The following is a 24,950-nucleotide window of genomic DNA, read 5'->3' as shown; positions in this document are numbered from 1 at the left end:
CTCACGTGTTTGTTAGTGTTATTGTTCCAAGTTATAACCATGACCAATATTTAGAAGACAGAATTGAGAGCATTCTTAACCAAAGCTATTCGCAATTTGAAGTGATTCTTTTAGATGATCTATCACCCGATCATAGTGCCGAAATTTTAGCGAAATACAAAAGCCATCCGAAAGTTTCACATTGCATCATCAATGAACAAAATTCAGGCTCAACATTTTGCCAATGGAACAAAGGCATGCATCTAGCAAAAGGCGATCTGATCTGGATTGCAGAGTCTGATGATGTTGCCGACTTACAATTTTTGGAAAAATTAGTCCCTCATTTTGAAAAAAATCCTAAGCTTGTTCTTGCCTACAGCCAATCTCATCGAATGAATGCACAAGGTGAAGTCACGGGTTCATGGAAAGATTTTACTGATCAAGTTGATTCAAAATTATTTGAAAATGATTTTGAAATGAATGGTCTCGAATATATCGAAAGATTTTTAAATGCTCAAAACACCATTCCAAATGCCAGTGGTGTCATTTTTAAAAAACAGACTTATTTCGATGTAGGTGGAGCTAATCCAAGTCTACGCTTTATTGGTGATTGGGAAATTTGGGCAAAAATCGTATCGCAAGGTGACATCTTCTTTACGCATGAGTGTTTAAATTATTTCCGCTACCATGACACCAGTGTTATTGCCCAAGCCAAAAAGAAAAAAGATCATTTTGAAGTAAGACGGCAAGTGATTTTGCTCCGCCAAAGCATGTCTCAATTCTTAAAAGACTATTCCAAGACACATCCAGAAGCCAAAAAGGCTTACTGTATTAACCAGCAGAGCTTATCTAAAGAATTGAGAAAAAATGCTTCTTTGGCAATTCGTCGTCGCTATTATGATCGAATTATTCCAACGAGTATCACTGCACTACAGACTCTACCTTTTTATGTTGTCCCTTTTTACATACTCAAATTACTTATTCAGTTCATTTTATCAACCTGTTTAGTCGCACCATATAAAATAATATTGAAACAGCCTCGATAAAAAAAGAGGAGATAAACTCCTCTTTTTTTATGCTTTAAATGCATCTGCAATCTGATCTTTATCACTCACCAACACCTCACCAACCTCATCAAGAGGCCAGTTAATCGCTAGTGTTGGATCATTCCAAATAATAGCGCCTTCACTTTCTTTATTGTAGTAATTGGTGGTTTTGTACAAAAACTGGGTATTGTCTTCAAGTGCGATAAAGCCATGAGCAAAACCTTCCGGTATCCAAAACATGGTTTTATTTTCTGCACTCAGTTCAACACCAACCCATTCACCATAAGTTTTTGAGTCAGGTCGAATATCTACCGCAACATCCCAAACACGACCTTGTACAACACGTACCAGTTTTCCTTGCGCATAAGGTGCATTTTGATAATGCAACCCACGTAACACACTCTTTTGAGACAATGAATGGTTATCTTGTACAAAAGTTGGAACAGGCAAGTTTAATTGTTCAAGTGCTTGTGCAAAACGTTGCTGATTAAAGCTTTCCATAAACCAGCCGCGATCATCACCAAATACATTTGGATGTAGAATCAAAAGCCCTTCTATTTTAGTCGTTTCAACCTGCATTTGACTCTTCCCAGATTTTTTTCAAATATTGACCATATTCTGTTTTTTTCAAAGCTTCAGCACTTTCTAAAAGTTTCTCTTTGCTAATCCAACCTTGATTGAAACCAATTTCCTCTAAACATGCGACTTTTAATGACTGACGCTTTTCTACAGTATAGATAAAGTGACCTGCTTCTAAAAGCGATTCATGCGTGCCCGTATCCAACCATGCAAACCCTCGCCCTAAAAGCTCCACATTCAATGAACCATCTTTCAGATATGCATTATTGATGTCAGTAATTTCAAGTTCGCCACGTGCAGATGGCTTCACTTGTTTAGCAAACTCTACAACACGATTGTCATAGAAGTACAAACCCGTCACGGCATAAGGTGATTTTGGCTTTAATGGTTTTTCTTCAATGCTGAGAACTTTTCCAGTTGGGTCAAACTCGACAACACCAAAACGCTCTGGGTCTGTCACATGGTAACCAAATACTGTTGCACCATGCTCTCGATTACTCGCAGCTTCTAATTGTTTGCCAAAACTTTGACCATAGTAAATATTGTCACCCAAGATCAAACAAACATTATCTTGACCAATAAACTCTTCACCAATTAAAAATGCCTGTGCCAAACCATCTGGAGAAGGTTGTACTTTATAAGTAAGTTCAATACCAAATTGAGAACCATCACCGAGCAGTTTTTCATATTGGGGTAAATCTTCTGGTGTCGAAATCAATAAGACTTCACGAATACCGGCAAGCATCAATACAGACAATGGATAGTAAACCATTGGTTTATCGTAAATTGGCAAAAGCTGTTTCGATACACCTTTGGTAATTGGATGTAAGCGTGTACCTGAACCACCCGCTAAAATAATACCTTTACGTTTGAGACTCATTTATTTAATAGCTCCACTATGGTTCGCTTTACACCATCTTGCCAGTTAGGTAGACAGAGTTTAAAAACATGCTGTATTTTTTGGTTGTTCAATCTTGAATTGTGTGGTCTGGTTGCTGGTGTTGGGTAAGCCTTTGTTGGAATTGGATTAACCTTTTGTACAATCAGCGCCTGTCCTAATGACCGTGCTTGCTCAAATACATAACTTGCGTAGCCAAACCATGATGTTTCACCACTCGCCACCAAATGATAGACACCAGCTTTACTCACATCGGCTACGACTTGAGGAATAGCATGTGCGGTAATATCAGCAATTAGCTCAGCAGAAGTTGGAGCACCAATCTGATCATCAATAATCGACAACTCTTCACGTTGCTGAGCCAAGTTCAACATCGTTTTCAAGAAGTTTTTTCCTTTACTTGCATAGACCCATGATGTTCTGAAAATTAGATGCTGACAGCCACTCTCAACAATTGCCTGTTCGCCTAATGCCTTGGTTTTACCATAGACATTTAATGGTGCAATTGCATCTGTTTCAACAAAAGCTGTTTCACCTGCCCCGTCAAAAACATAATCGGTAGAGTAATGCACAAATAAAGCTTTAATTTGCAAACATGCATCGGCTATAGCCTTTACAGTTTGATGATTCACAAGATCAGCCGAATCCTGCTCAGTTTCAGCCAAATCAACAGCTGTATAAGCAGAAGCATTAACGACTACATCGGGTTTTAGCGCCACAATCGTGTCAAAAATTGCCGATGGTTGAGTCATATCGCCAGATAGACCATTTAAACCATGACGGTCTAATGCAACTACCTCGCCCAAAGGAGCAAGCGCTCGCTGTAGCTCCCACCCAACTTGTCCATTTTTTCCAAGCAATAAGATCTTCATAGTTATCCTTGATATTGCTTGTTTAACCAAGACTGATATTCGCCACTTTGAACGTGTGCAACCCATTCAGTATTACTTAAATACCATTCAACGGTTTTACGCAGGCCCGTCTCAAACGATTCTTGCGGAACCCAGCCTAAGTCATTTTTAATTTTTGTCGCATCAATTGCATAGCGCACATCGTGACCTGGGCGATCTTTGACATAGGTAATTAAATCTTTGTACTGTGCTACACCTTCCGGCTTATTCGGTGCCAATTCTTCAAGTAATGTGCAAATCGCATGAACAACTTCGATATTGGCTTTTTCATTGTGACCGCCAATATTATAAGTTTCCCCAACCACACCTTGCGTTGCAACAGTAAAGAGTGCTCGTGCATGGTCTTCTACAAATAACCAGTCACGAATTTGCTGACCATTGCCATATACAGGGAGTGGCTTGGCTTGCAAAGCATTTAAAATCATAAGCGGAATCAATTTTTCCGGGAAATGAAATGGCCCATAGTTATTTGAACAGTTGGTCACCAACACCGGTAAACCATAAGTACGGTTCCATGCACGGACTAAATGGTCTGAGCTGGCTTTGCTTGCAGAATATGGTGAACTTGGTGAATACGATGTTGTTTCGGTAAATAGGTCGGTTGTACCTTCTAAATCACCATAGACTTCATCGGTTGAAATATGATGGAAGCGGAATGTTTCCTTTTTTGAACCATCAAGGGTTAACCAATAAGTACGGCTTGCTTCCAACATTTGGTATGTACCAATAATGTTGGTCTCAATAAAAGCATAAGGTCCTGAAATTGAACGATCTACGTGCGATTCAGCAGCAAGATGCATCACTACATCAGGTTGAAAACTTTTAAATAATTCATCTAAAGCTGTACGGTCACAAATATCGGTCTGAGAAAACTGATAACGTGGGTGATCGGCAACAGAGCTTAAAGACTCTAGATTTCCCGCATAAGTGAGCTTATCGACATTTAATACTTCATGTTCAGTATTTTGAACAATATGACGAACCACCGCCGAACCAATAAAACCTGCACCACCAGTAACCAAGAACTTCATAATAAATCATGTAACTCCATTTTCTTAGTCACGGATTTTATCACCTATTTCCTATTTAATTTAGCGTTAACCTCAGAAAGCCCTACGCAGTTTGACCATTATTACAAAAAATAAAATATAAATACTTAGCTAAACTTATTTGTCCAAAACCCGATTTAACTTCCGAGTTATTTCGCTGGTATGATCTTGCATCTCTAACTCTTGAACAACCTGAGAGATTTGATAAGAATCTGAAACAGTTAATAAATATAGCCAATGTTGCTGTGCTAAAAACTTTAATTGGTGCTTAATCTGTTCATCCTGCATGGACTGCTCATCATAAAGTACCAGCAACTTACTTCCTGACATGACCACTTCTGCCACCATCGAAGTCGAGTCCGGACTCGTTAGAATCCAGTCAGCTGCTTTAATATAATCTTTGATATCACAGCTTTGGCCTTGTGCTACCCATGTTAACTGGTCATGAGGCTGAAAAATGCCGTACTGCTCAGCAAGCTGCTGTAATTCTTTTTCAAAAGTAATCGGTGTTCTTCGTGATGTTGTCAGTAGCAATCTCGCTGTAGGATATTGCTTTCGAACCTGCTGTAAAACAGTTGCCCATTGTGCCGCTTCACCAATTTTTACTGTTTTAGTGTCAGCACCAATCAAAATTGCAATCGTTTGCTCAGCATTTTGAATACCCAAATGTTCCCGCGCCCGCTCACGTGTTAGAGGTAAAGCACTCATTTTATTCGGTGCAATTGGATAATAAAAATAATGAGGCAATACGGCTTGTTGCTCATGAATGGTAAATACCACATCAAACAAGTCAGCACGAATCCCCCGTAATGAACTTGCGACCAGATTTTTTACAGGCTGATCTTTGAGCAAATGTTGTTTGAGCAGTAGATTGGCAAGTAGAGTGTTTCCCCCTGCCGATACAATATAAGCAACCTGTTTCTGCTCTAATGCACTTAGGGTTTGGGAGTCAAGAAAATAACGTAACCACTCTGTATTTATTGAAAACTTGATCAATAACTTGAGAACACGATACAACCATTTTTTAGGTAGATTTAATTGAACCCATTCCACCTGATAATCTTGTTGTTGATTCAGTAGCTGAACTATTCCTTGTGTTTGAGTTTCATGGCCTGCTTTACCATCGGTCAACGCTAGGATGAAAGGTTTTTGTTGTGTCATCAATCCATCATCCTATGCTGAAAGCAATGATTGATAGACTTTGACCGTATTATCGATCATTTTTGTAAAAGTCAATTGTTCTTGTGCCAAGGCATAAGCCTGTTTAAAACTTGCTTCAGGGGCTACCACATCCAAATAGTTTTGAATCACTTGTTGCAATGCTTCAATATTATTTGGTTCACATAGAAACTCAACAGGAATAAACTCAGCCATCATTCCGACATCAGTCCCTAACACAGGACGTTGAAGCAATAAACTTTCAGCAAGTGTATACGGGCCCCCTTCACGCAAGGAAGACACAATCAAAGCCTCATGGTCTATAATCAATGGGTGAATATTGTCGCTATACCCATACAAGTGAACCCGATCAGCTAATTGGTACTCTTGAATCAATTGCTCTAACTTCTTTCGTTCTTCACCATCACCAACAATAGTTAATTGGTGTGAAATGTTCCGCCAAGCAGCCAGTAAAAGATCAAAACCTTTCACTTCATTTAAACGTCCAATGGCAATAAATTTTCTATTTTTTACAAATGATTGAGCAGGCATATTCAAAGAAATACCATTATAGACCACACTGAGTTTTTCCGGCTGCCCCACAATCTGCGCGAGTCGCTTACTCACACAAATGATATGATCAAATGCCAAGTAAGAATCAATCTTTTTCTTTGCACCATGGATAGTCACCACACAAGGGAAATTAAAACCTGCAATCATGCCTTGCAACAGTTTGGCCGTTTTAGAAGCATGAGCATGTAGCACTTGTGGTTCTGTCCCCAATATTGTTTTTTTAAGCAGATATTTCGTCCACGGGTTATAACGACTGCCACTCATATCAAAAGCAACAAAGTTCACCGAACTTTCTACCCGACTTTGATATTTCTGATGTGCAATTAAAGAAACTTCATGTGCTTGTGATAAACCAGCAGCCAGCTCAAGTACATGCTTTTCTAGGCCACCTTCCTCATCACTTGCCATCACAAGCGTAATTTTCATGATTAGCCCTCACGCGTACCAAGTTTTAAACGAAGCTTGACGGCAAATAATGAATCTTTTCCGCTGATCTTAATACGTTGTAGTTGCATAAAGTCCGGCTGTTCATCATCAATGCCTTCGATTGTGGTCACTGCATTGCTATACCCTGACTGTTTTGCCAGTTTAACATCTCGGTCTGAGTAAATACCAAATGGGTAAGCAAAACTGGTTACTGGCTTTTCTATCAGTTGTTCAAGCCACTGCTTTGAATCAGTTAGTTCTTTTAAACAATCCGTATCATCCAGTTTGTTTAAATTAGCATGCGTTAACGTATGTGAACCAATTTCGATCAGTTCGCTATCTGCCAGTTGCTTGACTTGAGCATCATTCAACTTAGCTTCACGCATGAGTTCACCACTATTATGATGTTCTTTTTTATAGGTTGACCAATCACGATCATGACGATCAACCACCACATATATGGTTGCCTTGGCCTGATATTTTTCTAAAATCGGATAAGCATTTTGTAAGTTGTCTAAATAACCATCATCAAAGGTAATGGCAACTGTTTTGGCTGGGTGATTTCCCCAGTTCTCTTGCAATTCGTGCATCGTTACAAAATGGAAGCCTTGCGCTTTCATCCAAGCAACTTGCTTTTCAAACTCAGCGGGCTTGACCCGAAGCTTATTAAATTTGGCACCATTAATATGGTCTCGTACCATGTGATACATCAATACACGTGGTCGATTCCAATCCACTGCTGGCTTCCACCACGCATACTTATAGCTAAATAACACGGTAAGCAAAACCAGTAAAATCAGGATATAAATCACAATGCCAAACTCATTATTTCGCTAAAAGATATGTTGCCACACGGTCTGCTTCTTTAAAAGCATAAGGTTGTGGTAACTGTACGACACAAGTATTCTGTGAGATTAGTTGTGATTCTATCATTTGATCAATCGAGTGCGTAATTCTATCGTCTTTCAACCGATCGATTGCTATGACCCCTACGCGACAACCCGCAGTAAGTGCTTCAAAAACCATAGAAACGCTATCTTCTGTTACCCATACAGCTTCTGCTTTTTGCATCTCTTCAAAAATCCAGCCTTGAGGTGTTTGCTCAACCGGAAATATTTGTAAATGCTGGGCAAAACTTTGTTGTCTTAAAATATCAATAAACTCTGCTGGTGTTCGACGTGAAGTCGTTAGAATGATTTCGGCATCCGGATTATTCTCAACAATCTTTTGCACGCTTAATAATACTTTTTCTTGGTTCCATTGATGCCGTTTTGACGAACCACCTAATGCAATTAAAATTCTAGAAGCTTGATGGCGTTTTTCATTACGAATGGGATTTAATGCCCCACGCGTAACAATCACTTGGTTATTCGCAGGAATACCATCGTGCTCTGGAATCACAGCATAATTAAACCAAACCGTCGGTAAATTTGGCTTCATTAAAATAATGGTCTTAGCCTTTTTGAAAATTTTACCGAGCAACCAGACACGAAAATGCGTATGACTTCCCACACCAAATATAAAATCGGGTGCCTGTTGAAATAGAGATTTTTTTGAAGAAAAAAGCGCTTTGATTAGAGAAAAAATAGGCAAGTCATTAATAGAAACTTCTTCAAAAGTTGCATTTGCCTGCTGTCTTTGCATCGCCTGAAACAAGCCTAAAGCTTGTGAGCGATGCCCTGCTTTACCATCATAGACATAGACAATATGCATAAAAGCTCCCTAACCCAAAAATAAAAAGGCGAAACCAACGTTCGCCTTTTCATGTTAACGGATTAACTTATTTTACGTAAGTTAACCAGTGTTCATATTTTGGATTTTTACCTTGAACTGCATCAAAGAAAGTCTTTTGGATTTCAGTGGTAATTGGGCCACGGCAACCCGCACCGATTTGACGGTCATCGTATTCACGAATTGGTGTTACTTCAGCAGCAGTACCTGTGAAGAATGCTTCATCGGCAATATAGAATTCGTCACGCGTAATACGACGCTCAACAACTTCATAACCAAGATCTTTAGCAATCGTCATCACAGTTTGGCGTGTAATACCGTCAAGTGCACCACCAGCAATATCTGGAGTGTGTAAAACACCATCTTTAATCAAGAATACGTTTTCACCAGAACCTTGGCACACATAACCTTGTGGATCCATAAGCATTGCTTCATCGTAACCAGAATGTGCAACTTCTTGGTGAGCAAGAATTGACAACGTGTAGTTACCAGATGCTTTTGCTTTACACATGGTCACGTTTGGATGGTGGTGAGTAAATGATGAAGTTTTAACGCGAATACCTTTCGCCATTGCTTCATCACCAAGATATGCACCCCATGCCCATGCTGCAACAGCGGCATGAATGGTGTTATTTGTTGCTGCAATACCAAGTTTCTCTGAACCGATCCAGATCAGTGGACGTAAATAGCAAGAAGCTAATTTATTTTCACGAACAACATCGATTTGTGCTTGTTCAAGCGCTGCTTGATCATACGGCACTTTCATTTGATAAATTTTTGCTGAATTTAACAAACGTTTTGTGTGGTCTTGAAGACGGAAAATTGCAGTACCTTTAGGAGTTTCATAAGCACGAACACCCTCAAATACACCCATACTGTAGTGTAAAGTATGGGTTAAAACGTGAATCTTTGCATCACGCCAATCAATTAATTGTCCATCTTGCCAAATAAAACCATCACGATCAGCCAAATTCATGGAACACTCCAAATTGTTATAAAATCATTCACTATCCAACTCAACCGAGGCGGTTGGGTCTATTAATCTTTGCCATAAATTGCAAACGACCGCACGGGTACTACGCCAGTCCGCTGCGCTTACTTGCATGGATTGATTCGCAAGGGCTAAGCGGTGGCTTTCGGCACGTTCACTAAGATAGGCTCGAATTAATGCTGTGGCATCTTCACTGGATAAGCAGTCTGCTTTAGCAGCATCTTCTAATATTCTTACATTATCAGAATAATGGGCGAGATCGGGTTTCGTCCCGCTCCATGCAAGTACAGCATACTGTGCCATAAATTCGATATCTACGATACCACCTGCGTCCTGTTTTAAATGAAAAATACCATGTTTTTTTTGTTCAGAAGATGAACCTAAGTGGTCTTTCATTTTCTGACGCATTTTCAGCACTTCCTCACGAACATAAGCCTCATCTCTAGATTGAGTCAATATCTCGCGGCGAAATATTTCAAATTTTTGGCAAAGTGCTTCATCACCTGCAATAGAACGCGCACGAACTAATGCCTGATGCTCCCAAAGCCATGCACTTTTCAACTGATAATGCTCATAGGCCTTCAGGCTTGTCACCAATAAACCAGCCTCACCTGAAGGTCTTAAACGTGTATCAATTTCATAAACACGGCCATCAAGCGTTTGAGTGGTCATTAAAGACATAAACTTTTGAGCGACACGCATGGCAAACTCAAAACCAGTTATTGACTTAGTACCATCCGTGTCGGCTTGTTCATCTAGATAGTGAATAAAGACAAGATCTAAGTCCGAACCATAACCCAGCTCAATACCACCCACCTTGCCATAACCAATAACGGCAAAAGCTTTATAATCGAGTGAACAACGTTTTCCCTCGACATCTTTTGGGTAACCATGACGCTTTGCTACGGTCTGATAAGCTAAATTAAGAGTTGCATTAACACTGACTTCTGCAATATCTGTCAAAGCATCAGAGACCTTCATAAGAGGACTTTCAGCTAACACATCACTTGCAGCGACCGTTAACACATTACTCTTTTTAAACAGGCGAAGTACCCGCATTTGATCTTCAACCTGATCAATTTCGATACGAAGTAATTGCTGACGTAATGAGTCTTCCAAGTCCTTACGTTTTGGTAATTCAAAGTCCATCGACAAGAACTCATCCAGCAATACCGGATATTGTGTTAACTCTTCACAAATCCATGGGCTCACTGTCGCCATTTTTACTAAGCGTTGTAATGCCCCTTTACTTTCAATCAGCATTACCAAATACACGGTTCGACGCATGACTGATTCAATCAGGGGCATTAAACGTAATAATGCAGTTTGTGGTTGTTCAGACTGTAAAATGGCTTCAATTAAATGGGGCCAAAACGTTTTTAAACGCTGCACAGCATTGGAAGGAAGTTTTTTAAGTGCATGACCATGCCAGAACTCATGAATTAAATTTTTTGCATTATCATCTAATACTTCATCTAGCTGCTGCTCTAACTGTCCAAAGTTCTCGGTAGCTGCATTGGAACTTGTGTCTTCAATGAGCTGCTTAAACTGAACTTTTACTTTTTGGCGTTTCTCGTTCAGAACATCAATAAACTCATTCCAACTCGTAAAACCCAAGGTGTCTATAATGCGTTTTCGTAAATCTGCTTCTTCTGGTAATAGTTGCGTTTGTTGATCATTCAAGGCTTGAATTGCATGTTCAACACGGCGTAAGAATAGGTAAGCATCTTCAAGCTCTAGTACGGCCTGTTTTTCTAACAAGCCTGCCTCACCAATATGTTCAAGACTAACTAAACATTGACGGTCTTGCAGCTCACGTTTAGAACCGCCGTAAATAAGCTGGAACACCTGAACAATAAACTCAATTTCGCGTATACCGCCTGCCCCGAGTTTAATGTCATCTTCAATATGCCGACGTAATACTTCGCGCTCAATCATCGCTTTCATATCGCGCATGGCAGCAAAAGCGGTGTAATCGACATAACGACGGAATACAAAAGGACGTGTCATTTCTAATAAGTCTTGCCCTTCTTTACCCCCAGTGACTACACGTGCCTTAATCCATGCGTAACGTTCCCATTCACGGCCATGCTGACTTAAATATTTTTCTAAAGCTGCATGACTAATCGCTAATGCTGAGCCATCTCCCCAAGGCCGTAAGCGCATGTCTACTCGAAACACAAAACCATCTGCGGTGATATGTTCAAGTAAATAAATAAGTTTTTGTCCCCACAAAATACAAAACTGCTGTACATCAATACATTTACGACCGTTGGTTTCGCCTTGCTCATCAAAGGCAAAAATCAGGTCGATATCACTTGATAGATTTAATTCCTGTGCCCCAAGCTTGCCCATGGCAACCACAATCAAATCTTGAACTTTGCCTGAATAACTTAATGGTTCGCCGTGTTTAGCAACCAATGCAACACGAGCAAAAGCCTTTGCGGCACAAATACTTGCATCGGCAAAGTCTGAAAGTTCACGAGTAAGTGTAACGACATCCGTCAGTTGATTGGCATCTTGCCAGATCCAGCGAAACATTAAACGACTGCGCAGTATACGAAGCGCACGCATCCAAGTTATTTCATCGCCAATTCCATCAAGCGTGATGTCTACAAGTTGGTAAATTTGTTCTGTTGAGAGCGGTGCAGCAAATTGATCTATTTGATAATCTTGTTCTAAAACAGCCTGATGTAATCCTAAAACTTGTTCAGCATATTGGCTGGCACGCAATGTTTTTTGTAACTGCTCCGCATTCATATAAAAAAGCTCTTTTCCTCAGACTCTCTTTTTAGTTATAGCAGTTCAAGTAGTAGTAGGAAAAGGGATTAAACCAATTTTGCTTCAGATGTATTTTGTTGTTCTACATGATGTTCAGGAACTTCTTGAGCAGAAGGTAATAAAACTTTAAATGTCGTTCCCACTCCTTTTTGGGAAGTTACACTAATTTTCCCCTGATTAATCTCGACAAAACGCTTACATAAGCTCAAACCTAAACCCGCACCTTTTTCCCCAGCGGTGCCTTTAAAGCTTGCTGTAATACGCGGATGGAATAAATTTGCCATTTGCTGTTCAGTCATGCCAAGCCCTGTATCACGCACAGTGATTTCGACATTTGTACCCACCTGCTTTGCTTCAATGAACACTTTTCCAGAGCCGTCAACATCGGTAAATTTCAATGCATTTGACACCAAGTTTTGGATCACGGAAGTCATCATATTGATATCGGCATAGATTTTTAAATCTTCGGAAACCGCATTTACCAATTCAATATTTTTCTTTAAAGCCAATGTATGCAGCACATCACAAACAATATTGCTCACTTGTCTAAGCTTAAAATTAATTGGGTGATAAACAAAGCGACCACCTTCGGCCATTGCCCATGTCAGCAAACTTTCAAGTAAGTTATAGGTCGATTGAGAAGTGTCGTATAAATAATCGGCAATGTTTTGAATACTCGATTCATCCAGTGTTTCACGTTCTTTAGCTAACACTTCGGAGAAACCTAACAAGCCATGAAATGGTGCCCGCAAGTCATGCGAAATAATGGAAAAGAACTTTGTTTTACTCGAGTTCAGCGCGACTTGCTGCTCATAGAGTTCATTTAATTCTTCATAATTAAACTTCAACTCGACTTGTTGCATAAAACTAGAACAGTAATCGAGAAGCAACTGAATTTGATCATCTTCAAAACAATTTTCATCGTCATCGAAGAAAACTGCAAATCCCATAGATGTCTGGTCAGGCTGCACCAAATGGACAGCTAAGGCACGCCCACATTCAATATTTAGCTCTTTTAAATAGTTGATTAAATTTTGATAAGAAGGATGATTGTGATGAATCACCTGTTGTTTAGCAAAACATTGTTTTAGGTGTCTTGAAGGTTTAAAGGAAATTGCAGTCATGCCATCTGGGCAATGATGCCAAAAATAAGGTTCCTGATTAAAAGTAAGCAAAGTTTTTTGACACTTCAACAGGCGAAGACTAAACCGGAAAAATTGCTCAATATAATTCTGCTCGGCATTTAATCCAAGTAATAGTGATATTTTACAAGCTGTTAACTGCTCTACCTGATGTAGTTCTAATCGCTGTGTCATGCCCGCCTCACAGATTTTGTCATTGTTGGTCGGAACCGCTCTTTTGAAGAATGTACTTATAATCATTATGATCTACTACAAACTTTAACACAGTACATTAAAAGAGCAACTTTCTTTTCGAAATAGAAATGTGAAGTTTCAATTAAAGGTTTTCAGATACATAAAGTGGGTATGGTTTAGAAAAATACAACAATTTTTTTGGAAGAAAGAGTTGTAAGTAATAAGAAATAGGAAGTCAAAATTAGCTAGAAAAGAGATAAAAATTAGCTTAAATCATCTTATAAATATGAAACCTTAACTTCGACTCAAATTTTGCTTTTATCAAATGCATTTCATATTTAAATAAAGTCTGCTTGAATTGAAAAATTAAAAAACCTTTAATAGCTCTAAATTTATAAGCGATTTGATCCCGACCCTCGGAACCAAAGCAAGTAGCTCATAATTTCGTAAAGTCTAGGAACTTTTTTATATCCAACAAAAAACCCCCTAAACCGTCAGTTTAGGGGTTTTCGTAGAATCATAAGATTCTGAATCTTGGTCCCGAGGGTCGGACTCGAACCGACACGTCATCTCTGACAGCGGATTTTGAGTCCGCCGCGTCTACCAATTTCACCACCTCGGGAGAGGAAGTATGTTTGTGTTGCGTATATTAGCGCGTTTGCAAAACTTGTCAAACCCTAAGTGAATATTATCGTTCACTTTTAGATCATTTAAACATTTTTCATGATTTAGGCCCGAAGCACAGCCATTAAAAAGCGAAAAAGTTTATACTAGGCGCAATTTTTGCGGTGTTTTTTCTCAAATATGCAACTGTCTGACTTTTCCTTTGAACTACCTGATGAACTTATTGCCCGTTACCCACTCGAAACACGTAGTGCTTCGCGTTTATTGCATTTAGATGCTAAGGGCCAATATCACGATCATATGTTCACAGATATTATTGATCTGTTCGAAGAAGGCGATTTATTGGTACTCAACGATACCAAAGTCATGAAGGCTCGACTGAAAGGAAAACGTGCCACAGGTGGGGCGATTGAAATTTTGGTTGAGCGTATGCTGAACCACACCACAGCGTATTGCCATATTAAAGCGAGCAATTCACCTAAAGCAGGGGCTGAGCTTTTTGTCGGTGCAGACAATATTCCTGTGATTGTGCGTGGCCGTCACGAAAACTTATTTGTCGTTGAGTTTTCACAACCAATTTTGCCAGTACTTGAGCAATATGGTCAGTTACCTATTCCGCCTTACTTCAATCGTGAAGCAGAAGAAATTGACACTGAACGCTATCAAACGGTTTTCCATAATCCAGAAAAAATTGCCAGTGTGGCTGCTCCAACAGCTAGCTTGCATTTTGACGAAGAGTTGTTAGCAAAGTTAGACCAAAAAGGCGTTAAGAAAACGTTTGTGACTCTTCACGTCGGTGCAGGTACTTTTATGCCTGTACGTACTGATGACATTACGAATCATGTCATGCACAGTGAATGGTGTGATGTTCCTCAAGAAACTATTGATTTAATTTTGGCAACTAAAGCACGCGGTAATAAAGTGATTGCTGTCGGTACAACTGCAACACGTGCTTTAGAAAGTGCAGCTCAAGCGCATGGCGGAAAAATCGCAGCATGGACTGGTGATACGCAAATCTTTATTTATCCGGGTTATGAGTTCTGCATCGTAGACCGTTTAATTACTAACTTCCATTTACCTGAGTCTACCCTGCTCATGTTAGTTTCAGCATTGTCAAATAGAGAAAATATTTTGGCTGCTTATGAACATGCCGTTAAAGATCGCTATCGCTTCTTTAGTTATGGTGATGCAATGCTGATTGATAAATTAGAAGTTTAAAAATTAAAGCTGGGTTAAATCTTATAAGTTGATTCAAGGTTTAATCCAGCTGATCTAACTACAATTTCGACTAATAATAAAATTTATGAAACTGCTTTTTCAAAAAATTCAAAGTGCTTTTGACAATCAAAATACCCATAACAAAATTACTTTAAGAAATATTGAGGCATTAAGAAATTTACTTAATCAGCAATTACCACCTGATATTCTTGTTTATTCATTAAAGAATTGGGCAGGCCCCCAACAACTTGATATTCGAAATTATATTTTTTGGAATGCTACAATTTTCGCCTTAGTTTGTATGGCCTTAGGCTTTTTAATCTCGATTTACTTCTTCCCTTTTGCCATTCTTGCGATTTTTTATGGTTTTTATCATAGAGCATCGACGGCCGAACTGATTTGCCTACTTCAAGATATCCAAACTTATTATTATGAACATAAATATAATTTCAAATTTGCAACTGAAGATAGCCTACAAAAAGAAGGAACATCTGCTTCAGACTTTCCTTTGTTTAAGTTAGGCAATCAACAAAATTCAGTTTTAACTGCAATACACGGCAAGTGGCAAGTAAGAGAAACAACTCACCCCTATAAAATATTTAGATACCATTATGTCAATCGAGAGATGGCCTATAATTCAAAAGGTAAATGGGAACTAAAAGATGTTAGTTACAATTTATACGGCATCATTTTAGAGAATTTTCCAGTTCGCGGAGTCAGCATTTCAAGTCAACAGAAAAAAGCTTGTCGCTTAGGAGTAGCTTGGGAATCAAGTGATATTCGTTTTAATCAAAAATACCAACAAAGCGGAATTAATGAATTGGACTTAGTAAAATTTCTAAGCCCTGATCGATTGTTATTATTAGAAAAAATGTTGGAAGGGTTCCCAGGGGATTTCTATATACACCCTGAAACATCTGCATTATGTTGGCTCTGTAATGTAAATCTTTTACGCCAGCAAAGTTTATATGGCACTAGTGTACGTGAGCTTGCTGAACGCCTTGAAACTCTTTCAATGCCAGAATTTGAGCAGTTTGCAAATATATTGCAGCATTTCATTGATGAAACTCAAATACCGAAGTCATAAAAGTAATTATTTAAGACTTATTTCTATTTATCTCTTTCAATTTAAAAGATAATCTAGAGTTAGCACTTTATGATAATCAACTCATTACTTTCATGCCGATTGATACCATACAACAAGCACTTCATATAAGACGTAAAAAAAATACACAAGTCTTTCGTAATATTGCCCGACTTTGGGATGCTGGACAAAAGTCACAAACAGATCAAGAACTCTTAAACGCGTTACATCCATGGCGTGAAGATCATAACCTTCGTTTTGTGAATACCCTGTCTTATTTATTAAGTATTTGCAGTATTACGACGCTATTGTTTGGATATTTTTTTCATCCTCATATTCAATATATTTGGAGTCTATTATGGGCATTTTTAACTGGTTTCCTCGCATATTTGCTCTATGAACCGCAAAAACCTTTAACTGAAGTTATTCATTATTTAGAACAGCGTATGACTGCTTTACGTTATGGTCTAAAGTTTCAGCAGTTACCAACTTATCTTCCAATACAAGTCCAACCCATTTTAGTCTTAAGCAAATTAAAACAACACTTTCCACTTTTTAACCGAGGCAATGAAGCGAATGAAATTACCGAGTTTGCTTCAGTAACATGGAATGACGGCATTACAGATCATCAAGTGCTGCTATTTAAATACCACTATGTAAATAATTTACCTATTCTTCAAGACCAGAACAGCGATAAAAAAATAGTAAAAGAGATTCATAAAGACTTATGGGGCGCTTTTATTTTTCAAATGCCAGCTTTAGGTATTGCTGTAAGTAATCAACGTTCTCGCTTTTTTGAACCATACTTAAGCGAATGGCAAAGTAGCGACATTCTCATTAACCAAGAACTGAGTATTTTCGGAACCGACCAGCACCAGTTAGCTAAAGAAATGAGTCCAAGTCTAACGTTAAAACTTCATGATTTTTTTCAACATTTTAGCGGGGATTTAATTTATCATCATGAAGAGCAAATATTATGTTATCTCGGTGAGCAAGATCTTTTTCAAACCACCAGTAAACGTAGTGAAATTCATGATATTCCCGCATTACGTGGTCACTTACGTACCATGACTATGCCGCAATATGAAAAATTTCAGCAATTCATGCTTAATTTAATTAAATAAATCTCTCGTACTGCTGAACTGGCAACTTATTAAAAAAATAAGAAGTTAGAGGGCATAATGAGGGAATAACAATAAGAGGAGTAAAAATGACAGGCTTATTCATTTTCTTGGGGATTTTCGTTGTACTGATTGCTTGGGGCATCCACATTCGCAATAACATTGTGCGTTATTTCAATGCGACCAAACGCGCTTGGGCTGAGGTTGCCAATTTCGAACGCCAGAAAGTAAAAACACTTGAAGCACTAGAAACCACACTCAATCAATATACTCAGTTCGAGAAGTCAACTTTAGAACAAGTAACTGCTTTACGTCAGCAAATTCTAAGTTTGAATGTCGATCATACTGATATTGCTCAATTACAACAGATTGAAAAAATGAGTAAAGAGCTAATCCGCAGCCTAAATGTCGTGGTTGAAAACTATCCTGAACTAAAAGCAGATACGCTCTATAGCAAAATGATGGATGATATTCAGGAACAAAACGAAAATGTCGGCGCGGCAATCAGCATTTTTAACCGCAACGTCGAAGTATTTAATAATCAGATTGAAGTGTTCCCAAATAATATTATCAATACGATGACTTTATCTAAAAAAACAATTCGTCCCTTTCGAGATAACTTGGTTACTGACAATTTTGACTATAAACCGAACTTTTAGTCGAAATAAAAAAACAATCGGTCACCCAGAAATTTGACCGATTTTATAGTCAGCTACATTTAGTAGTAGAACTACGTCGCAGAATCAAGGAAAATAGCCCTCTTTTTAGCAGCGAACTGTTTTTTCGCCCTTGCACTGCCCTACGGCATTGCTTGCTATTGTTCAGGATTTTTAAATGAAGTTTGAAAAATTAGGTCAGTCGGGTCGTGCCCGTCGTGGTCGTTTAACTTTAGAACATGGTGTTGTTGAAACCCCTGTTTTTATGCCGGTGGGGACTTACGGTACAGTCAAAGGCATGCTGCCACGTGATATTGAAGATATTCAGGCACAAATTATTTTAGGTAATACCTTCCATTTATATTTGCGTCCGGGCCTTGAAGTGATCAAGCAACACGGCGGCTTGCACGACTTTATTAAATGGAATAAGCCAATTTTGACTGACTCTGGCGGCTTCCAAGTATTTAGTCTTGGCGCTATGCGTAAAATTAAGGAAGAAGGTGTTACTTTCCGTTCTCCGATTGATGGTTCAAAAGTCTTTTTATCGCCTGAAATTTCAATGGAAATTCAGCATGTATTGAACTCTGACATTGTCATGATTTTTGATGAATGTACGCCTTATCCTGCGACACATGAAGAAGCACAAAAATCATTACAGCTTTCTTTGCGCTGGGCAAAACGCTGTAAGGCTCATCACCACGATGAACTTAAAAATAAAAATGCGTTATTTGGCATTATTCAAGGCGGCATGTATGAAGACTTACGTGATGAGTCTTTAAATGGCTTACTTGAAATCGGCTTTGACGGTTACGCAATTGGCGGTTTGTCAGTTGGTGAACCAAAAGAAGAGATGATCAAGGTTTTAGATTATCTTCCAAACAAGATGCCGCATGACAAACCACGTTACCTGATGGGTGTAGGTAAACCTGAAGATATCGTTGAAGCGGTGCGCCGTGGTGTCGATATGTTTGACTGTGTAATGCCAACACGTAATGCACGTAATGGTCATTATTTTGTCACTGATGGTCTGGTACGTATTCGTAATAGTAAATATCGTCATGACCAAGGACCACTTGACCCACACTGCGATTGCTATACCTGTAAGAACTTTACTCGTGCTTACCTGTTCCACCTTGAGAAGTGTGGAGAGATGTTGGCGTCTATGCTTGGTACCATTCATAACTTACGTTATTACCAACGTTTAACTGAAGGTATGCGTGATGCATTAGACAATGGCACTTTTGATGAATTTGTTCAGGACTTTTATGCCCGCCGCGGATTAGAAGTTCCACCATGCCCTGTCGATGAATAAGCGAGATTTGCGCTCAACCTCAAGACAAGGTAAATTGCAAAACGAATTAGGATTATGTCAGGTATCTGACTCATATTTTTTAACTTTAGGAAATTAAAATGAGCTTGTTCATTTCTACTGCACATGCAGCTCCAGCAGCAGCCCAAAGCCCTGGCCTTTTACCAAACATTTTGATGATTGTTGTATTCGTTGCAATCTTCTATTTCTTAATTTGGCGTCCTCAAGCAAAACGTGCAAAAGAACACCGTTCTTTAATCGAAAGCTTGGGTGTTGGTAGCGAAGTTGTCTTTGCTGGCGGTTTAATGGGCAAAGTAACTAAACTTGAAGGTGACTATGCGGTTGTTGAACTTAACCGTGGTGTAGAAGTAAAAATTCAGCGTGCCAGCGTAATTTCTGTATTACCAGAAGGCACTCTAAATAACCTTTAATCATAAAACAGTCGTGCTTTAGCACGGCTTTTTCATTTAAGAAGAAAGCGAATGCGTTACCCTGCATGGAAATATTTACTGATTCTGGTTGTTCTGGTAGTCAGTACATTATACGCACTGCCTAGTCTATATCCGGATGAGCCCGCCGTTCAAATTTCCGGTGCCAAAGCTGGTACCCAAATTGATCAAAGTGTGGTGCAAAAAGCAGAGCAAATTTTAAAAACAGCAAATATTGCAAGCCACGATAATACTTTTACAAATAATGCTGCTCTCTTGCGTGTCAGCTCTTCTGAAGCGCAATTGAAAGCAAAAGAAGTATTACGCCGTGACTTAGGTGATCAATATGTTGTAGCCCTAAACCTTGCACCAACAACTCCAGAATGGTTGCAAAAAATTGGGGCGAAACCAATGAAACTTGGTTTGGACTTACGTGGTGGTGTCCACTTCTTGCTTGAAGTAGATATGGACAAAGCCATTTCCCAACGTATGGAAACCTCTGCCACTGATTTGCGTCGTCAGTTCCGTGAAAACAAAATTAAATTTAACAATCTTGCGTTAAATAATAATGTGATCACTGTTCAGTTTGCTGACAATGCGGATCGTGATGCAGCAATGGATTTTTTACGCCGTAATGGTAATGAATATACCCAACAGGCATTAGCGAGCACGACAGGTTCAATCCTAAAGCTCACTTATACTGATGTACGTCGTCAAGAAATTCAGGCTTATGCAGTTAATCAGAACTTAACAACACTACGTAACCGTATTAACGAACTTGGTGTTGCAGAAGCTTTAGTACAAAGTCAGGGTAGCAACCGTATTGTCGTTGAATTACCGGGTGTTCAAGATACAGCAGAAGCTAAACGTGTTTTAGGCCGTACTGCTAACCTCGAATTCCGTTTGGTATCTGACTTAAATGATCAATATATTGATCCATATACGGGTAAATATAATGGTCAACCTTTACCTCCGGGTACGGAAGTTTTTGCTTATCAGTCTTTAGATAGTGGTCGCCAACTGTTGTTGCAACGTAACCGTATCTTGACTGGTGAACGCGTTCAAAATGCAAGCTCTGGTTTTAGCCAAGACTCTGGTGGTGCCGAAGTAAATATTACGCTCGACAGTGCTGGCGGTAAGCTGATGTCAGATGCCACCCGTAATGCAGTTGGAAAACGCATGGCGGTATTGTTCATCGAAAATAAACAAAAGATTAGCTACGTTACAGATCCAAAAACTGGTGCTCAAACAGAAGTTCGTACACCATATACCGAGTCTGTCGTGATTAACGCCGCAACTGTTCAAGCCGTTTTAGGTTCAACTTTCCGTATTACTGGTTTAAGTTCACCTCAAGAAGCATCTGAACTTGCGTTAATGCTTCGTGCCGGTGCTTTAGCTGCGCCAATGTACTTCGTTGAAGAGCGTGTTGTTGGTCCAAGCCTTGGTCAAGAAAACATTGATAAAGGTGTCCTATCAACGCAAATCGGCTTCTTGCTTGTTGCAATCTGGATGGTCGTATTCTTCCGTCTATTTGGTTTAATCGCAAACTTTGCACTTGTATTTAACCTGGCAATGATTTTAACCATTATGTCTTGGATAGGTGCTTCCCTCACCTTACCGGGTATTGCGGGTATCGTCATTACCATTGGTATGGCCGTCGACGCCAACGTACTGATATGTGAACGTATTCGAGAAGAAATGCTCTGGGGGGCCTCACCTAAACAGGCTATTGTGGCAGGTTATGATCGAGCCTATAACACCATTTTCGACTCGAACTTAACAACGTTCCTTGTTGCATTCATTCTGTTTGCAATCGGTACTGGCCCGATTAAAGGTTTCGCCGTGACATTAATGATCGGTATTATTTGCTCAATGTTTACTGCCATTACAGTAACGCGTGCGATTGTACAAATCATTTATGGTAAACGCCGTAACTTGAAAAAGTTGAGCATTTAAGGAGATCTATGATGACTAAAGTGACTCAACAGCCTTCAAAACAATATGGTCGTCCGGATGATGCAAAAATCATCCCGTTCATGAAGATTGCTAAACCTGCAGCAATCTTCTCGATCCTTATTACTTTAGCGAGCATTTTCTTTATTGCGACCAAAGGTCTTAACTTAGGTTTGGATTTTACAGGTGGTGTTTCAGCTGAGCTTAACTATGCTCAGCCAGCAAATCAGGCAGAAGTTATTCAGGCTCTCGATAAAGCTGGTTTTAAAGATGCTGTAGTACAAACTTTAGGTAGTAATAAAGACTTACTTGTTCGTATGCCAGTGCAAGATATTAAGGTTGAAGATCTTAATAACGCCATTACCAAAGCTGTGCAATTACCGAACAATGCAGCAGAAGTTCATAAAGTGGACTCTGTAGGTGGTCAGGTAGGTAACGAGCTTTATGTTCGTTCGGCTGGCGCTGTTGCACTTGCGCTGATTTTAATGTTGATCTATGTCACCATTCGCTTTGAGTTCAAACTCGCAATGGGTGCCGTGATGTCTTTATTCCATGACATCATCATCATTATTGGTGCATTTGCTTTATTCCAATGGCCATTTGACCTAACAGTTTTAGCTGCGGTACTTGCGGTGATTGGTTTCTCGCTTAACGATAACATCGTTGTTTCAGACCGTATCCGTGAAAATTTCCGTAAAATTCGCGGTGCAACTCCACGTGAAATCGTTGATATTGCGTTAACTGAGACTTTACGTCGTACCATCCATACCTCAATGACCTTGTTGCTCGTAGTACTTGCAATGATGTTCTTGGGTGGTGATGGCTTACACTGGTTCTCTGTTGCAATGTTTGTCGGTGTCTTTGTCGGTACTTACTCTTCGATTTATATCGGTACAGCATTTGCCTTATGGCGTGGTCTTAACCGTCAAGACTTCATTGTTCAGGTCAAACCTGAATTTGAAGATGAAATCCCTTGATTGTCTAAATAAGACTATAAAAAAAACCGCGATTTATTCGCGGTTTTTTTATTTGGTTCAAAAATTATTTACGGCGTAATGCATCCGAAATAGCTTCAACCAATTGCTGAGAAATTTCTTGCTTAGATGCTTTCTCTAACTCACGTTTTTTCATATGGTAACTTTCAGCAAAAAATACTGTCATCGCATTTTCATCAGAAGCAAAGCCAATATCAGCGCGAGAAACATCGTTACATGCAATCATATCTAGCTTTTTAGCAACGAGTTTCCCTGCTGCATATTCTTCAACATTCCGCGTTTCGGCAGCAAAGCCCACCATAAATGGACGTTTTTCCTGAGCTGCAATCGTTGCCACAATATCCGGATTTTTTACAAGGGAAACATTCAGCTCATCCCCTGCTTTCTTAATTTTATGCTCTGCCACTTCGGCGACGCGATAATCAGCTACAGCCGCTGTCGCAATAAAGATGTCACAGCCAGTCTCAAGCGACTCCATACTGACATCTAACATTTGTCGAGCCGAAGCAACATTTACACGTTGAACACCGTTTGGAGTATCTAAACTTACGGGACCAGCAATTAACGTGACTTTTGCACCTGCTGCATAACATGCCGCAGCTAAAGCAAAGCCCATTTTTCCAGTACTATGATTTGAGATATAACGAACGGGGTCAATCGCTTCACGGGTTGGTCCAGCAGTAATTACAACTCGCTTACCTGCCAACAACCCAAATTTTTCAGCAATTGCACGTTGGGCTTGATGGAAATAACCCGCCACTTGCCTTGCAATTTCTTCCGGTTCCGGCATACGGCCTAAGCCTACATCACCACACGCCTGCTCCCCTGCATCTGGCATAATCACATGCACGCCATCTTCAACCAGAGTTTGTAAATTACGCTGAGTTGCTTTTGCAGCCCACATTTGCTGGTTCATCGCAGGAGCGACCCACACAGGCGCTTTAGTTGCTAAAAATAAAGTACTGAGTAAGTCATCTGCCAAACCATTAGCAAACTTAGCTAATGTGTCACAGCTTGCTGGAGCAACCAGTAATAAATCAGCCCAACGAGCCAATTCAATATGGCCCATTCCAGCTTCAGCCTCAGGGTCTAAAAGCTCGGTATGTACAGGATTTCCTGAAAGAGCCTGAAAAGTTAGAGGTGTAATAAATGCTTGAGCCCCGTGTGTCATCACAACCCGTACGTCAAAACCATAATCTTTAAGACGACGGACCAAAATGGCACTCTTATAGGCAGCAATCCCACCTGTAACAGCTAAAACAATGTTTTTATGAGGAATAACACTTAAATCAAAGCTCACGAACAGGATACCTTTCTGTTGCAGTGGCGCTCACAATAGCATTAAATACGCGCAGACCCAAGATTGATTGGGCAAACAAAATAAATTTTTAAGCAGAATCTTGCTGGGGAATATGAATACTTCTATTAAAAATTGGCCAGAACAAGAACGGCCAAGAGAACGGTTATTACAACAAGGCCCTCAAAGCCTTTCTGACTCTGAACTACTCGCGATCTTTCTTCGCTCAGGTTCACGTCAACATTCAGCAGTAGAGCTCGCACGTTTACTGATTCAACAGTTTGGTAGTCTAAACGCTGTTTTCGATGCATCTTACAATGAATTAGCTCAATTTAATGGTATTGGAGCTACCAAGTATTCCCAATTACTGGCCGTAAAAGAGCTTGGACGGCGTTATCTCGACTATCATTTTAGTCAGACTGAGCTAAGCCTTCATTCTTCTCATTTAGTTCTAGATTATTTGCGTTACGAATTAAAAGGTGAAAAACAAGAAGTCTTTGCCGTACTTTGCTTAGATGCCGAGTTGAGAAAACTACATTTTAAAAAGTTATTTTTTGGTTCAGTTCAACACTGCGCTGTTTCAGTGAATCAAACCTTACGTTATGCCTTACAACAGCACGCTTGCCAATTAGTAATAGCACATAACCACCCATTTGGTTCCCCACAGCCCTCTCCTGAAGATATTAAACTCACACAGCAACTTGAACAGGCCTGTCAGCTTGTTGAAATTCGCTTACTGGACCATTTTATTATCTCGCCAGAAGGTAGCTTTTCATTTGCTGAACAACAACTGCTCAACCCTACTTCAATAGCCGTTCAATGATATT

The 24,950-nt window shown here is 39.6% G+C and carries 22 protein-coding genes and 1 tRNA gene; 10 read left to right on the top strand and 13 right to left on the bottom strand.

What is annotated here, in order from left to right:
* Positions 1 to 5: 5 nt before the first annotated feature.
* Complete coding sequence (locus G9371_RS14825; protein ID WP_000498151.1) at positions 6 to 1,025, top strand: glycosyltransferase family 2 protein; 1,020 nt, start codon at positions 6 to 8, stop codon at positions 1,023 to 1,025.
* A gap of 27 nt (positions 1,026 to 1,052) precedes the next feature.
* Here the strand turns inward: G9371_RS14825 and rfbC are convergent, their stop codons facing one another.
* The 12 genes from rfbC to G9371_RS14765 form a co-directional block, all read right to left on the bottom strand.
* A complete protein-coding gene (rfbC, locus tag G9371_RS14820) occupies positions 1,053 to 1,604 on the bottom strand; it encodes a dTDP-4-dehydrorhamnose 3,5-epimerase (protein WP_001195721.1) in 552 nt (183 codons plus the stop codon).
* Complete coding sequence (gene rfbA, locus G9371_RS14815) at positions 1,594 to 2,484, bottom strand: glucose-1-phosphate thymidylyltransferase RfbA (RefSeq protein WP_000054001.1); 891 nt, start codon at positions 2,482 to 2,484, stop codon at positions 1,594 to 1,596. The genes rfbC and rfbA overlap by 11 nt, the downstream gene beginning before the upstream one ends.
* Positions 2,481 to 3,374, bottom strand: coding sequence for a dTDP-4-dehydrorhamnose reductase (gene rfbD, locus G9371_RS14810; RefSeq protein ID WP_000698332.1), 894 nt, complete (start codon positions 3,372 to 3,374; stop codon positions 2,481 to 2,483). Before rfbD ends, rfbA begins: the two co-directional genes overlap by 4 nt.
* 2 nt (positions 3,375 to 3,376) lie before the next feature.
* Positions 3,377 to 4,444 (bottom strand): dTDP-glucose 4,6-dehydratase, encoded by a 1,068-nt coding sequence (rfbB, locus tag G9371_RS14805; RefSeq protein WP_000670932.1) that lies wholly within the window; start codon positions 4,442 to 4,444, stop codon positions 3,377 to 3,379.
* A 135-nt stretch (positions 4,445 to 4,579) separates the two neighbouring features.
* Entirely contained in the window at positions 4,580 to 5,623 is a 1,044-nt protein-coding gene (locus G9371_RS14800) for an ELM1/GtrOC1 family putative glycosyltransferase (RefSeq protein ID WP_000193719.1), read from the bottom strand.
* Positions 5,624 to 5,635: 12 nt separating this feature from the next.
* Entirely contained in the window at positions 5,636 to 6,619 is a 984-nt protein-coding gene (locus G9371_RS14795; protein ID WP_000705222.1) for a glycosyltransferase, read from the bottom strand.
* A 2-nt stretch (positions 6,620 to 6,621) separates the two neighbouring features.
* Positions 6,622 to 7,431, bottom strand: a complete 810-nt coding sequence (locus G9371_RS14790; protein ID WP_000639362.1) for a polysaccharide deacetylase family protein — start codon at positions 7,429 to 7,431, stop codon at positions 6,622 to 6,624.
* Positions 7,432 to 7,444: 13 nt separating this feature from the next.
* A complete protein-coding gene (locus G9371_RS14785; protein WP_029424650.1) occupies positions 7,445 to 8,332 on the bottom strand; it encodes a mitochondrial fission ELM1 family protein in 888 nt (295 codons plus the stop codon).
* Positions 8,333 to 8,399: 67 nt separating this feature from the next.
* On the bottom strand, positions 8,400 to 9,326 hold the full coding sequence (locus tag G9371_RS14780; RefSeq protein ID WP_001046506.1) for a branched-chain amino acid transaminase: 927 nt from the start codon (positions 9,324 to 9,326) through the stop codon (positions 8,400 to 8,402).
* Positions 9,327 to 9,350: 24 nt separating this feature from the next.
* The gene (glnE, locus tag G9371_RS14775; RefSeq protein WP_029424651.1) at positions 9,351 to 12,101 is read right to left on the bottom strand and encodes a bifunctional [glutamate--ammonia ligase]-adenylyl-L-tyrosine phosphorylase/[glutamate--ammonia-ligase] adenylyltransferase; all 2,751 of its coding nucleotides are present in this window, start codon (positions 12,099 to 12,101) and stop codon (positions 9,351 to 9,353) included.
* Between the two features lie 68 nt (positions 12,102 to 12,169).
* The gene (locus G9371_RS14770; protein WP_165471285.1) at positions 12,170 to 13,438 is read right to left on the bottom strand and encodes a sensor histidine kinase; all 1,269 of its coding nucleotides are present in this window, start codon (positions 13,436 to 13,438) and stop codon (positions 12,170 to 12,172) included.
* Positions 13,439 to 13,973: 535 nt separating this feature from the next.
* Positions 13,974 to 14,060 (bottom strand) — tRNA-Leu (locus G9371_RS14765).
* Positions 14,061 to 14,242: 182 nt separating this feature from the next.
* Between G9371_RS14765 and queA the strand changes: the two genes are divergently transcribed.
* The 8 genes from queA (at position 14,243) to secF (ending at position 22,808) form a co-directional block, all read left to right on the top strand.
* Complete coding sequence (gene queA, locus G9371_RS14760) at positions 14,243 to 15,280, top strand: tRNA preQ1(34) S-adenosylmethionine ribosyltransferase-isomerase QueA (RefSeq protein ID WP_001177138.1); 1,038 nt, start codon at positions 14,243 to 14,245, stop codon at positions 15,278 to 15,280.
* An 85-nt stretch (positions 15,281 to 15,365) separates the two neighbouring features.
* A complete protein-coding gene (locus G9371_RS14755; RefSeq protein ID WP_029424652.1) occupies positions 15,366 to 16,367 on the top strand; it encodes a hypothetical protein in 1,002 nt (333 codons plus the stop codon).
* A gap of 92 nt (positions 16,368 to 16,459) precedes the next feature.
* Complete coding sequence (locus G9371_RS14750) at positions 16,460 to 17,488, top strand: hypothetical protein (protein ID WP_029424653.1); 1,029 nt, start codon at positions 16,460 to 16,462, stop codon at positions 17,486 to 17,488.
* A gap of 86 nt (positions 17,489 to 17,574) precedes the next feature.
* Entirely contained in the window at positions 17,575 to 18,144 is a 570-nt protein-coding gene (locus G9371_RS14745; RefSeq protein WP_002046674.1) for a LemA family protein, read from the top strand.
* A 175-nt stretch (positions 18,145 to 18,319) separates the two neighbouring features.
* On the top strand, positions 18,320 to 19,453 hold the full coding sequence (tgt, locus tag G9371_RS14740) for a tRNA guanosine(34) transglycosylase Tgt (RefSeq protein WP_000667229.1): 1,134 nt from the start codon (positions 18,320 to 18,322) through the stop codon (positions 19,451 to 19,453).
* A 98-nt stretch (positions 19,454 to 19,551) separates the two neighbouring features.
* Positions 19,552 to 19,881, top strand: coding sequence for a preprotein translocase subunit YajC (gene yajC / locus G9371_RS14735; protein WP_000051669.1), 330 nt, complete (start codon positions 19,552 to 19,554; stop codon positions 19,879 to 19,881).
* Positions 19,882 to 19,932: 51 nt separating this feature from the next.
* On the top strand, positions 19,933 to 21,834 hold the full coding sequence (secD, locus tag G9371_RS14730; protein ID WP_001270222.1) for a protein translocase subunit SecD: 1,902 nt from the start codon (positions 19,933 to 19,935) through the stop codon (positions 21,832 to 21,834).
* A gap of 8 nt (positions 21,835 to 21,842) precedes the next feature.
* Positions 21,843 to 22,808, top strand: coding sequence for a protein translocase subunit SecF (secF, locus tag G9371_RS14725; RefSeq protein WP_001984787.1), 966 nt, complete (start codon positions 21,843 to 21,845; stop codon positions 22,806 to 22,808).
* 64 nt (positions 22,809 to 22,872) lie between these two features.
* Here secF and coaBC read toward each other — a convergent pair whose 3' ends face one another.
* Positions 22,873 to 24,126, bottom strand: a complete 1,254-nt coding sequence (gene coaBC / locus G9371_RS14720) for a bifunctional phosphopantothenoylcysteine decarboxylase/phosphopantothenate--cysteine ligase CoaBC (RefSeq protein ID WP_000006960.1) — start codon at positions 24,124 to 24,126, stop codon at positions 22,873 to 22,875.
* A gap of 100 nt (positions 24,127 to 24,226) precedes the next feature.
* On the opposite strand from coaBC, the gene radC reads away from it, so the two are divergent.
* Positions 24,227 to 24,946 carry a RadC family protein gene (gene radC / locus G9371_RS14715; protein WP_085920667.1) on the top strand — a complete coding sequence of 240 codons (720 nt, stop codon included), beginning with the start codon at positions 24,227 to 24,229 and terminating at the stop codon, positions 24,944 to 24,946.
* Positions 24,947 to 24,950 lie beyond the last annotated feature (4 nt).

Source organism: Acinetobacter sp. EKM10A, from assembly GCF_011075215.1.
Classification (GTDB): domain Bacteria; phylum Pseudomonadota; class Gammaproteobacteria; order Pseudomonadales; family Moraxellaceae; genus Acinetobacter; species Acinetobacter baumannii.
Note: the sequence above shows the minus strand (reverse complement) of the source record. Positions and strands in the feature narration are given on the sequence as shown.

Bases quoted from the DNA above. Each gene is read 5' to 3' on its own strand.
- rfbC (WP_001195721.1), bottom strand. From the start codon at position 1,604: ATGCAGGTTGAAACGACTAAAATAGAAGGGCTTTTGATTCTACATCCA.
- G9371_RS14745 (WP_002046674.1), top strand. From the start codon at position 17,575: ATGACAGGCTTATTCATTTTCTTGGGGATTTTCGTTGTACTGATTGCT.
- G9371_RS14750 (WP_029424653.1), top strand. From the start codon at position 16,460: ATGCCGATTGATACCATACAACAAGCACTTCATATAAGACGTAAAAAA.
- G9371_RS14785 (WP_029424650.1), bottom strand. From the start codon at position 8,332: ATGCATATTGTCTATGTCTATGATGGTAAAGCAGGGCATCGCTCACAA.
- G9371_RS14800 (WP_000193719.1), bottom strand. From the start codon at position 5,623: ATGACACAACAAAAACCTTTCATCCTAGCGTTGACCGATGGTAAAGCA.
- secD (WP_001270222.1), top strand. From the start codon at position 19,933: ATGCGTTACCCTGCATGGAAATATTTACTGATTCTGGTTGTTCTGGTA.
- tgt (WP_000667229.1), top strand. From the start codon at position 18,320: ATGAAGTTTGAAAAATTAGGTCAGTCGGGTCGTGCCCGTCGTGGTCGT.
- G9371_RS14780 (WP_001046506.1), bottom strand. From the start codon at position 9,326: ATGAATTTGGCTGATCGTGATGGTTTTATTTGGCAAGATGGACAATTA.
- queA (WP_001177138.1), top strand. From the start codon at position 14,243: ATGCAACTGTCTGACTTTTCCTTTGAACTACCTGATGAACTTATTGCC.
- G9371_RS14755 (WP_029424652.1), top strand. From the start codon at position 15,366: ATGAAACTGCTTTTTCAAAAAATTCAAAGTGCTTTTGACAATCAAAAT.
- G9371_RS14795 (WP_000705222.1), bottom strand. From the start codon at position 6,619: ATGAAAATTACGCTTGTGATGGCAAGTGATGAGGAAGGTGGCCTAGAA.
- rfbD (WP_000698332.1), bottom strand. From the start codon at position 3,374: ATGAAGATCTTATTGCTTGGAAAAAATGGACAAGTTGGGTGGGAGCTA.
- secF (WP_001984787.1), top strand. From the start codon at position 21,843: ATGATGACTAAAGTGACTCAACAGCCTTCAAAACAATATGGTCGTCCG.
- rfbA (WP_000054001.1), bottom strand. From the start codon at position 2,484: ATGAGTCTCAAACGTAAAGGTATTATTTTAGCGGGTGGTTCAGGTACA.
- glnE (WP_029424651.1), bottom strand. From the start codon at position 12,101: ATGAATGCGGAGCAGTTACAAAAAACATTGCGTGCCAGCCAATATGCT.
- rfbB (WP_000670932.1), bottom strand. From the start codon at position 4,444: ATGAAGTTCTTGGTTACTGGTGGTGCAGGTTTTATTGGTTCGGCGGTG.
- yajC (WP_000051669.1), top strand. From the start codon at position 19,552: ATGAGCTTGTTCATTTCTACTGCACATGCAGCTCCAGCAGCAGCCCAA.
- G9371_RS14770 (WP_165471285.1), bottom strand. From the start codon at position 13,438: ATGACACAGCGATTAGAACTACATCAGGTAGAGCAGTTAACAGCTTGT.